Source organism: Kitasatospora sp. NPDC048296 (genome assembly GCF_043201815.1).
Lineage (GTDB): Bacteria > Actinomycetota > Actinomycetes > Streptomycetales > Streptomycetaceae > Kitasatospora.
This window is the reverse complement of sequence record NZ_JBICZB010000053.1, coordinates 50,209-60,402: the sequence shown is the minus strand read 5'-3', so window position 1 is coordinate 60,402 and position 10,194 is coordinate 50,209. Positions and strand designations below refer to the sequence as shown.

The window sequence follows — 10,194 nt, the reverse complement described above, 5'->3', positions numbered from 1 at the left end:
TCTTCGGTCCCTGCCCCACCGTCCGGTTCTTGCGGATCTTGAAGTCCATCGCACCCCTTGCGCTGGGGTGTTGCGACGACCGCTAGAACCTAAGGACCGGACCGGGGCCTTCCGTCACCTGATCCGGGTCAGGCGCTCTTGACGGCCGCGAAGCGGGACTGGACGTCCTGCCAGTTGACGACGTCCCACAGGCGGGTGACGTAGTCCGGGCGGACGTTGCGGTACTGCAGGTAGTACGCGTGCTCCCAGGCGTCGAAGGCGAGCAGCGGGGTGGTGTTCTGGCCCACGTTGCCGTGGTGGTCGTAGACCTGCTCGACGATCAGGCGCTGACCGAGCGGCTCCCAGGAGAGGATGCCCCAGCCCGAGCCCTGGACCCCGGTGGTGGCGTTGGTGAGCTGCTTCTTGAAGGCCTCGAAGCTGCCGAAGTGCTCGGTGATGGCGTCGGCCAACTCGCCCTCGGGGCGCTCGCCGCCCTCCGGGGAGAGGTTCTGCCAGAACAGCGAGTGCAGCACGTGGCCGGACAGGTGGAAGGCGAAGGTCTTCTGCAGACCGACCAGCCCGCCGAACTGCTCCTTGTCGCGCGCCTCGGCGAGCTGCTCCAGGGTGTCGTTCGCGCCCTTCACGTAAGCGGCGTGGTGCTTGGAGTGGTGCAGCTCCAGGATCTCGGCCGACATCGCCCGCTCCAGCGCGGAGTAGTCGTACGGCAGGTCGGGAAGCGTGTAGGTGCCCATCAGGACACGGCCCCTTTCGGCGGGTTGGTCGTATCGATCGTGCCGGGACAACACTATTGCGTATGACTTGCAGGAACGAGGCATGGGCTCCTGCTTATTCCTCACATCCCGTCGGGCACAATGGTCACCCGAACGTGTAATGGCTGATGAGGGTGAGTGGCTGTGACAGGGTCGCCGGTGGTCGTACTGGGCATCGAGTCCTCCTGTGACGAGACCGGCGCGGGCCTGGTCCGGGACGGCGTCCTGCTCGGGCAGGCGGTCGCCTCGTCGATGGACGAGCACGCCCGCTACGGCGGGGTGGTGCCGGAGATCGCCGCCCGGGCGCACGTCCACGCGATGGCGCCGGTGGTCCAGGAGGCGCTGGACCGGGCCGGGCTGACGCTCGGTGACGTCGGCGCGGTCGCCGTCACCACCGGTCCGGGGCTGGCCGGAGCGCTCCAGGTGGGGGTGGCCGCCGCCAAGGGGTACGCGTTCTCGCTCGGCGTCCCGCTGTACGGAGTGCACCACCTCGCCGGGCACGTCGCCGCCGCGGCCCTCGACGGCGGGCCGCTGCCGAACCCCTGCGTGGTGCTGATCGTCTCCGGCGGACACACCTCGCTGCTCCTCGTCCGGGACCTCGCCCGGGACCCGATCGTCCACCTCGGCGACACCCTGGACGACGCGGCCGGCGAGTGCTTCGACAAGGTCGCGCGCGTCCTCGGCCTGCCCTACCCCGGCGGCCCCGCGATCGACCGCGCCGCCCGCACCGGCGACCCGACGGCCGTACGGCTCCCCCGCCCGCTCACCGGGCCGAAGGACGACCCGTACGCCTTCTCCTTCTCCGGCCTGAAGACCGCCGCCGCCCGCTGGGTCGAGGTGCGGACCGAACCCCACGTGCCCGACGCGGCGGCCGCGCTGCAGGAGGCGATCGCGGACGTGCTCACCCGCAAGGCGGTGCGCGCCTGCACCGACCACGGGATCGGCACCCTCGTGGTGGTCGGCGGGGTCGCGGCCAACTCACGGGTACGGGCGCTCGCGGAGCAACGCTGCGCGGCGGCGGGCATCGCCCTGCGGGTACCGCCGCTGCGGCTGTGCACCGACAACGGCGCGATGGTGGCGGCGATCGGCGATCTGCTGGTCCGCGCCGGTGCCCGGCCGGCGCCCGCCGACCTCTCGGTGGACCCGTCGGCGCCGCTGGAGTGCGCGGCGCTCAGCCCGCTGCCGTCCAGGTGACCAGCGGCGGGCGGACGGCGGCGCACAGCGGGTGGCCCTTGGCGTCGGTGAGGCCGAGGCGGGCGACCAGCAATCCGCTCGCCACGGCCGCCTCGACGGTGGCAGGGTCGACCGCCGCCAGCAGCAGCTTGGCCCGGCGGAACAGCGACCACGTGTCGCCCTCGCGCGTCACCCAGTTGAGGTAGACGAACCGGCCGCCCGGCCCGCCCTGGACGTACCGGCCGGTGATGTCCACCTCGCCGTCCGGCAGCCGCTTCGCCGCGCACTCCAGCGACCAGCGCGCCCGCGCCGCGTCCCCGGGCTGTGGGTCGAGCAACTCGGCCGGGCGGCAGCGGCGTTGGACGGCGACGTGGATGTCCCGGTACCCCGGGAACCCGGGCCCGCCGCCGCACTCGCGGCCCGGCAGGTCGGCGGCCTCGATCCTCAGCTCCATACCGCCATGGTCCACCACGCGGCACGGGCGGAAAACCGGTTGAGCCGACGGTGATCACGTGGCAGGCTCACCCGCCGTGCCCGAGATCACCAGGTTGCTCGACGACGAGGTGGGCATCGACGCATCCCTGGTGGCGCGTCCGCTCACCACGCGGCGATGACATCCGGGGCCGCCCTGAACAGCACGCGTTATGGAGGACCGATGTCATCGATCAAGGAGTTCCAGGTCACCTTCGACTGCGCGGAACCCGAGCGCGTCGCCCGCTTCTGGTGCGAGGTGTTGGGGTACGTCGTACCGCCGCCGCCGAAGGGGTTCGCCACCTGGGACGACTACAACCAATCGCTGCCGGCCGAGCGCCAGGGTGCGGCGTTCGTCTGCATGGACCCCACGGGTGTGGGCCCGCGCATGTACTTCCAGCGCGTTCCCGAAGGCAAGGTCGTCAAGAACCGGGTGCACCTCGACGTGCGGATCGGCACCGGGCTCGTGGGTGAGGAGCGCGTCGCCGTGCTGGAGGCCGAGTGCGCACGGCTGGTCGCGCTCGGTGCGGTGCGCGTGCAACTGCTGCGCGCCGACGGCGTCAATGAATCGTGCCTGGCGATGCAGGACATCGAGGGCAACGAGTTCTGCCTCGACTGAGCGGCCGTCCCGGCGCACCGGCGGGGTGCCGGTGCGCCGGGCTTCGCCTCACGAACCCGCGGAGCCCGGAGTCCGCTGCGCCGGGACGGGTCGGCTCGTCCGGGATCAGCGGGCCGGGGCTGCGCACCGTACGGTAGAGCGCCCAGGCGACGGCCGCGCGCTGCCGGCCGCCGCCGGACGACTCGGGCGGCCGACGGCTAGCGGCAACGGCCCGACGGGATCAGGCAGTCGGCGGTTCGAGGGTCAGGACGGAGGGGGTGACGTCGGGGGCGGCGAGGCGCAGGAGGCCGTGGCCGATGCCCGCCAGGCCGACCATCAGCGAGGGGCTGCGGACCCCGTGCGGAAGGCCGCAGGTCCAGCCCCGGGCCGCCAGGTCGTCGAGGGTGGCACGGGTCTGCCGCTCGGCGGCGGCCTGCCACGATCCGCCGGCGAGGTGGAGGGCCTCCAGGTTGCCGAGATCGCCGTGGCAGAGCGAGGAGTTGTGACCGAAGCCCTCCCGGAGCACCGTACCGAGGGCGGCGTCACGCTCGGCGAGGAGCGACTCGCGTTCTTCCGGTACGAGTCGGGCGAGGTCGGTACGGGCCAGCGCGATGCCCGAGGCACCGTGGCACCAGAGGGCGGGGTAGCTGGGGCCGTCGGGCCCGTCGTCCTCGCGGACGTCGCGCCAGTTGGCGGCGGCGGGGTCGAACAGGGTGCGCTCGTACGCGACGGCGGCGAGGGCGAGTCGGGGCAGGCGGGGGTCGCCGAGGCGGTGCCCGGCCCGGGCCAGAGCCCAGGCGACGCCGGAGCCGCCGTGGGCGAAGCCCGCGAGGGGGCGGGTGACGGTACCGGCGAGGGAGGCGGGCAGCCAGCCGGCGCCGCCCTCGGGGTGCGGGGCGGCGGCCCGGACGAGGTGTTCGGCGCAGGCCGCCAGCGCGTCGGTGACGGCGGGCCCGGGGCGGACGGCCTCCCAGGCGAGCAGGCCGCCGATGGTGCCCGCGTTCCCGGCGAGGAGGTCGTACTGGGTGTCGCCGGCGGCCGTGGCACTGACGCGGTCGAGGAGGAGGGAGCCGAGCGCGTCGAGTTCGGCGTCCGGGTGGTGGGCGGTGAGCTGGGCGAGCGCGTAGAGCAGGCCACCGAGGCCGGAGAGGCCGCCGCCGAGGCGGTCGGCGCGCCGCCGGATCTGCCGGCGGAGCGTCAGTTCGGCGGCGGAGGCGGCCGTCCGGTGGTCACGGTCGCCGGTGGTGCAGGCCAGTTGGTGGAGGAAGAGCGTCACACCGGCCGTGCCGCTGTACAGGTCGGGGCCGAGTTCGGCGGGCACCCAGTGGCCGGGCGGGGCCCAGTTGGGGCCGACCCAGGCGAGGTCGGCGCTCCCTCGGCAGGCCTCGCGCAGCAGCCCTTCGCCGACCTCGACGGCCATGGCGAGGGCGCGGTCGGCGGTTCCCCGGCCGGGGGCCGCACCGGCCACCGGTGTCCGCACGACTGCCCGGCCGTGCGGCTCCCGGGCGCCGCCGGACGTCGTCACCGACAGCCGCAGCAGCTGGAGTTGGCGCTCCAGGTCCTCCTCGCCGAGGGCGTCGGCCTTGGCGAGGGCGAGGTCGAGCGGGGGCTGGTCGGTGACGTCGGGGATGAGGGCACCGGTGGAGGAGCGGGCGTCGACGCCGTCGGGGCGGATGGTGAAGACGGGCACGTCGCCGCGCCACAGGTCGGCGCGTTCGTGGTCGACGTAGGCGAGGGCGCGCTCCTCCCAGGCGGCCAGGGACCAGAGCCGGTCCAGGTGGCGGTCCTGGTCGAGGCCGTCGCGCAGCAGGTCGGGGTGGCAGGCGGTGCCGAGCAGGCTGCGGTACTCGAAGGTGTCGCGGCGCAGCAGGCGTGTCTCGTCGGCCGCGAACGCGCGCAGCAGGGAGCGGAGTTGACCCTTGTCGGCGGCGAGCAGCCGGTAGGCCTCGGTGAATCCGGCCTCCAACTCCGCCAGGTGGTCGGCCGGTCGCAGCGGCTGCCCGGCCGGCACGGGGCGGCTGCCGGGGGCTTCCACCGGCAACCTCCGGTACTCCACACGGAGTTCGTCCGTCCCTTCGTCGACCAGGACGGGCGCGGGGCGGGGCGGGAGGCTGGCCGGGTCCCAGCCGAGGGCGGAGAGGTCGGTGCCGCCGTTGCCCTCGTCCCACATCCGTTCGGGGAGCAGGCCGGAGCGCAGCACCGAGTGCCGGGCCTGGTGGCGGGCGAGCCGCTCGGACTCGGACAGGTCCTTGGCGGGCTCGTGCAGGTCGGGGTGGAGGATCGCCTCCAGGTCGATGAGCACGGGTTGGTCCCGGACGGCGAGCAGGTTCTGGGCATGGCAGTCCACCGCGTCGAGCACGTACATCAGCGCGGCCAGGGTGCCGGCGCGATGGTAGAAGGCACTCAACTCGACTTCGTCCCGGGCCGGTTCGGCGGTGAGGTGGGCGACCCAGCCGTAGCCGTCGCGAGCCAGGTGGGCGAGGTCGCGCAGGGGCAGCCGCAGCTGCGGGTTGAGCCAGTGCAGGATCTGCTGGAAGTGGGTCTCGGCGCCGAGGGGCCGCGGCTTGTAGACGATCCGCACGCCGTGCTCGAAGCGCAGTGAACTGACCGTGGCACCGCCGCGGTGCGGGTCGCCGAGGCCGGTGGCGAGTTCGGTGAGCCGGCCGAGCGGGCGGCCGTCGGCGAAGGTGCGGGCGAGGGCGGGCAGGTCGGCGGCGAGTCGCCGGAACAGGGCGAGGGTGGTGGTCGTCCACTGCTCCGCGGCGGTGGTGAGGCGGAAGGCCAGGACCGGGTACTCGGCGAGGAGCCGCAGCGCCCGCTCCGGCCGGGTGAGCCTGTCGACGAAGTCGCGGTAGCGCCCCTCGGGGGTGTCGCCGGTCAACTCGCCGGTGAGTCGGGCGACATGGAGTTCGGTGATGACGGTCCGGGTCGCCATCGCGTGGGCGGCGGCGGTGAGCGCGGGGAGGGCGAGGGCGGCCAGCTCCTCGGGGGTGCCCAGGGCGGGGGTGTCCAGGGCGGCCAGCCCGGTGCGCAGGCGGTCGTGGGCGGCGGCGAGCAGCGGAGCGACGAGCCCGGCGAATTCGTGTTCCGCAGGAATGTCCAGGGCGGCCGGCCGGTGGAACGCGGTGACGAGCCGCTCGGCCCAGGGGAGCGTTGCGAGGCGATCGGCGAGTGCGTCCGGGTGCTCGGCGAGCAGGGCGTGCAGGGCGTCGGGGTCGATGCCGTCGGCCGTGAGCCGGCGCGTGAACCAGTCGGCGCGGTCGAACGGCGCCTGGGCCCGCCAGCGCTCCAGTTTCCGGGCGGCCCGCTCACGGCGTTCGGCGCGGTCGGCGTCACCGAGCGGCTCCGCGTCGGGCCCTTCCGGCGCCCGGCCGCGGGCGTTCAGCGGGACGGCTCGGGCGGCAGCCCGCAGGAGTTCGGACGCGTCGACCACGGGGTGGTGCTGCCTCTCTGTCTGCACTGTTGCTCCGTCCGTTCGGCGCCGGTGCGCGAAGGCGCGCGGAGCGCCTGTCCGGTGCGGACCCCGGCCGACCGTACGGCCCGGGGCCCGCGCCGGATCCCGGTCTCAGTAGCTGCAGAGCCGCCCGCAGCTGGACCAGCCGTCGCAGGTGCTGTTCAGCACCGCGGCGGTCACGTAGAGCTCGTCCGAGAGCTCGCCGGCCGGGTGGACCTGGTGGCCCTGGCCGAGGGTGAGCCGGAAGTCCTCGTCCTTGAGTGCGCGAACCTGCTCAGCCGTGGGCTGCATGCTGCCTCCTCCAAGCGTTCGGATCTGGCACGGGTGTGCCGAATCTGGATCTTGGCAGCGCCCCACCCCGCACACCAGTGGCATGCACACCACCGGTCCTCGTTTCGGCCAGGATCGAACCAACGAGCGCCCGGCGGCCGCGCCCTCGTTCCCCCAGGCCGAGCCCGCTCGCTCCCACCGCCCGCCCCCGCCGTCCGATCGTTCGGGTGGCCCCACACCTGGCCGAAACAGGGGCGGTCGCGCCCGGGTGGACCGCGACCCTGGTTTGAACCCGCCGCTCCTGTGGCAGCGCCCCGGAGCGAAGGTCACGATGGAGACCCGGGCAGCCCCACCCCGATCGGAGTGCGATGAGCGAGCAGCACAACCTCGTCCTGCTGACCTTTCCCGACGCCACCGCCTGGCGTTCGGCCTTCGACGAGGCGCAGCACCTGCCGGGCCTGCGGCTGGCGGCCGCGCTGGAGCGCAGTGCCGACGGCGTGCTGGAGGTGCGGGACACCTTCACCCGGGGCGCGGGCGTGGCCACCGTCGGCTCGGGCCTGCTGGGCGGCCTGGTGGGGTTGCTGGGCGGGCCGGTCGGGATGCTGCTGGGCTTCGCGGCGGGCGCGGCGCTCGGCAACGCGGCCGAGGAGCACTACGCGACGGAGGCCGGTGCCGCGATGATCGTGCTCTCGCCCCGGGTACCGGACGGCGGGGCGCTGCTCGCCCTGGACGTCCGGGAGGCCTCGCCCGGCCCGGCGGACGAGCTGGCCGCCAAGCACGGGGCGGCGGTCGAGCGGATCGACGAGCACACCTTCACCGAGCAGGTCCGGGCGGCCGAGAAGAAGGCCGAGGAGAACCGGGCCGCGGAGCGCGAGGGCGGGGAGGGCGAGGGCGGGGAGGGAACGGGCGAGGAGCGGACGGGAGACGGGGCCTGAGGTCACGCCATCCGGTACGGCACCGGCATCGAGCCGGTCCGGGCTCCACGGACAGGTCCGGGTGGGCGGCCCCCTTCGGCCGCCCACCCGCCCTGGCTGCGCACACGCCCGTGGAGGTCACTCCGCCCGCAGCGCGTCCACCGTCCGCGCCCGCGCCGCCCGGACGGCCGGGAGCAGGGCGCCGAGCAGGGCGATCAGCACCCCGCCGAGGCCGAGCAGGACCAGCACCGGGGTGCCGAAGACGTCCAGCGCGGAGGACGGGAAGTTCAGCCCGGCGCTGTGGCCCATCGCGGGCACCGTCAGGCCGTGCAGCAGCAGGCCCACCGGCAGGCCGATCGCGCCGCCGACGGCCCCGACCAGGAGCACCGAGGCGAGGACGACGCCCACGGTCTGCGCCGGGGTCATGCCGAGCGCCTTGGTGACGCCCATGTCCCGGGTGCGCTCGCGGATCTCCAGCACGACGGTGTTGAACACCCCGAGCCCGGCGACCACGACCAGCAGCACGGTCAGGGTGGCGGTGAGCGAGTTCAGGGCGGCGATCGAGTCGCTGGAGCTGTGCTCCACGCCGGCCTCGGCTGCCATGTGCAGCGGAGCGAGCGCGCCGCCGAGGGCGGTGGCGTAGGCGGCGTGGTCGGTGCCGGACTTCAGCTCGACGAACCAGGTGTCCGGCGTCGGGGCCGTGCCGGACGGGAAGCCGGCGGCGTCGGTGAAGAGCTCGTTGGTCTGCACGTGCGGGTCGAAGACCTCGCCGACGATCCGGACGGTGACCGTTCGGCCGTGGGTCGTGAAGGTCACCTGGTCGCCGAGCTCGGCCGAGGCCTCGGTCAGGAAGGTGGCGGGGGCGACGGCCTCGCCCGGGCCCTGGTACCAGCGGCCGGAGACCATCCGGTAGCCGGCCCAGGAGGAATCGCCGGTGAAGGCGGTCACCGTGGTGTTCCCGGCGACCCCGGGGACGGTGACGTCCTCGACGCCGAGGCCGTAGTACGCGGCGGTGCCCGGCTGGGCGTTCAGGGCGGCGGTGACGGCCGCCGGGTCGGCCGCGACCGGCCTGGCCGCGGGGGCAGACCAGGCGTCGGAGGGAACGTCGGGCCGCTGGGGGTGCACGAGGACGTCCGAGGTGTCGTGGTTCTTCGCCTCCTGCACCCAGCTCATCGTCCCGCCCATGCCGACCGCGAAGACCGCGGCCGCCGTGCCGAACAGCACCGCCGCGAGCATCCCGGCCGCGCGGGCCGGGCGGGCGAAGGGCTGGGCGAGACCGAGGCTCAGCGGCCGGGGCAGCGGCAGCCGGGCCGCCAGCGCGGCGACGGACCGGGCGAGGGCGTCGCGCCGGGTGCCGCCCGCCGTACGGCCGACGGCCAGCGCGTCCACGGTGCGCAGCCGTCCGGCGCGGGCGGCGGCCGCCCAGGCGACCAGGGCGACGGCGACGAGCGTTCCCCCCGCCACGGCGACGTCCACCCAGGGCGCGATGCCCGAAGCGTTGGTGCCGTAGAGGTTCCCGGCGGTGGCGAGCACCGGAACGGTCAGCAGATTGCCCACCACCACCCCGAGCAGGGTGCCGGCGGTGGCCGGGACGAGCGCCTGGGCGACGTAGGCGCGCACCACCTGGGCGGGGGTGCAGCCGATCGCCTTGAGCACGCCGATCCGCCGGGTGGCGGTGCCGACCGCGCCGGCCACCACATTGCCCGCCACCAGCACCGACATCGCCATGCCGAGCAGGCCGAAGGCGACCATGAAGGGCAGGAACAGCGCGGTGTTGCGGTCCGATCCCTGCTTGGCGGTGAGCCAGGACTGGGCGCCGGTGAGCGCGCCGTCGGGCGCGGCGGAGGCGACGGCGGCCCGGTCGGCGGTCATCGCGTCGGCGGTGCCGGCCTGGGCGAAGCGGTAGAGCATCTCGTAACCGGGGGTGCTGCCGGGCGCGGTGAGGGACGGGATGGTCTCGGGCATCACCCAGGCGTCGGCGGTCCGGCTGACGGACCGGGCGAGGCCGACGACCGTCAGCGAGGGCGCGCCCGGCAGACCGGGCAGGCGGAGGGTGCCGCCGATCGGCACACCCGGGTTGCCGTACATGGCGCCGAGCACCACCTCGCCCGGCCTGGTCGGCCAACTCCCCTGCACCATCGTGACGTTGTCGACGCCGCTGGCGGCCGAGGTGCGGCCGGCGACGGTCATCGGCGGCATCGTCAGGCCCGCCGGGACGGTCGAGCCGGGGCCCGGCTCCGGGTCGACCGTGACGGTGCGGAAGGGGCCGGCGGCGGCCGTCACCCCGGCGGCGTGCCCGGTGGCGGCGAGCTGGTCGGCGCTCACCCGGGTGCCGTCGAAGCGCGCGGTGAGGTGGGCGCCGTGCTGGCCGTCGAAGGCCTGGTCGAAGGGATCCTGGGAGGCGATCAGCAGCGAACCGCCGAGGACGGAGCAGGTGGTGGCCACCATCGCGGCCAGCCCGACCGCGACCGACTGGGTCCGGCGCCTGCGCACCCCGGCGCGAACGACACGACCGAGCGCGCTCATGCACCCACCTCGCTGCGCTCGGCAGGCGCTTCGCGCAAC

At 74.7% G+C, this 10,194-nt stretch carries 8 protein-coding genes; 3 read left to right on the top strand and 5 right to left on the bottom strand.

What is annotated here, in order from left to right:
- Positions 1–128: 128 nt before the first annotated feature.
- Positions 129–731, bottom strand: coding sequence for a superoxide dismutase (locus ACGF12_RS27025; RefSeq protein WP_393035165.1), 603 nt, complete (start codon positions 729–731; stop codon positions 129–131).
- Between the two features lie 156 nt (positions 732–887).
- Here ACGF12_RS27025 and tsaD point away from each other — a divergent pair, with 156 nt between their 5' ends.
- Positions 888–1,943: a tRNA (adenosine(37)-N6)-threonylcarbamoyltransferase complex transferase subunit TsaD gene (tsaD, locus tag ACGF12_RS27020; protein ID WP_393035162.1), complete on the top strand. Its 1,056-nt coding sequence runs from the start codon at positions 888–890 to the stop codon at positions 1,941–1,943.
- Here tsaD and ACGF12_RS27015 read toward each other — a convergent pair.
- Positions 1,921–2,376: a DUF5990 family protein gene (locus tag ACGF12_RS27015; RefSeq protein WP_393035159.1), complete on the bottom strand. Its 456-nt coding sequence runs from the start codon at positions 2,374–2,376 to the stop codon at positions 1,921–1,923. The genes tsaD and ACGF12_RS27015 overlap by 23 nt on opposite strands.
- Positions 2,377–2,577: 201 nt before the next feature.
- Here ACGF12_RS27015 and ACGF12_RS27010 point away from each other — a divergent pair, with 201 nt between their 5' ends.
- Complete coding sequence (locus tag ACGF12_RS27010; protein ID WP_393035156.1) at positions 2,578–3,012, top strand: VOC family protein; 435 nt, start codon at positions 2,578–2,580, stop codon at positions 3,010–3,012.
- A 220-nt stretch (positions 3,013–3,232) separates the two neighbouring features.
- Here the strand turns inward: ACGF12_RS27010 and ACGF12_RS27005 are convergent, their stop codons facing one another.
- Both ACGF12_RS27005 and ACGF12_RS27000 read right to left on the bottom strand, forming a co-directional pair.
- Complete coding sequence (locus ACGF12_RS27005; protein ID WP_393035154.1) at positions 3,233–6,451, bottom strand: type 2 lanthipeptide synthetase LanM family protein; 3,219 nt, start codon at positions 6,449–6,451, stop codon at positions 3,233–3,235.
- Positions 6,452–6,556: 105 nt separating this feature from the next.
- Complete coding sequence (locus tag ACGF12_RS27000) at positions 6,557–6,736, bottom strand: hypothetical protein (protein WP_387629607.1); 180 nt, start codon at positions 6,734–6,736, stop codon at positions 6,557–6,559.
- Positions 6,737–7,083: 347 nt separating this feature from the next.
- Between ACGF12_RS27000 and ACGF12_RS26995 the strand changes: the two genes are divergently transcribed.
- A complete protein-coding gene (locus tag ACGF12_RS26995; RefSeq protein ID WP_393035151.1) occupies positions 7,084–7,650 on the top strand; it encodes a hypothetical protein in 567 nt (188 codons plus the stop codon).
- Positions 7,651–7,767: 117 nt separating this feature from the next.
- On the opposite strand, the gene ACGF12_RS26990 is transcribed toward ACGF12_RS26995, so the two are convergent.
- Positions 7,768–10,155, bottom strand: a complete 2,388-nt coding sequence (locus tag ACGF12_RS26990; RefSeq protein WP_393035148.1) for an FtsX-like permease family protein — start codon at positions 10,153–10,155, stop codon at positions 7,768–7,770.
- Positions 10,156–10,194 lie beyond the last annotated feature (39 nt).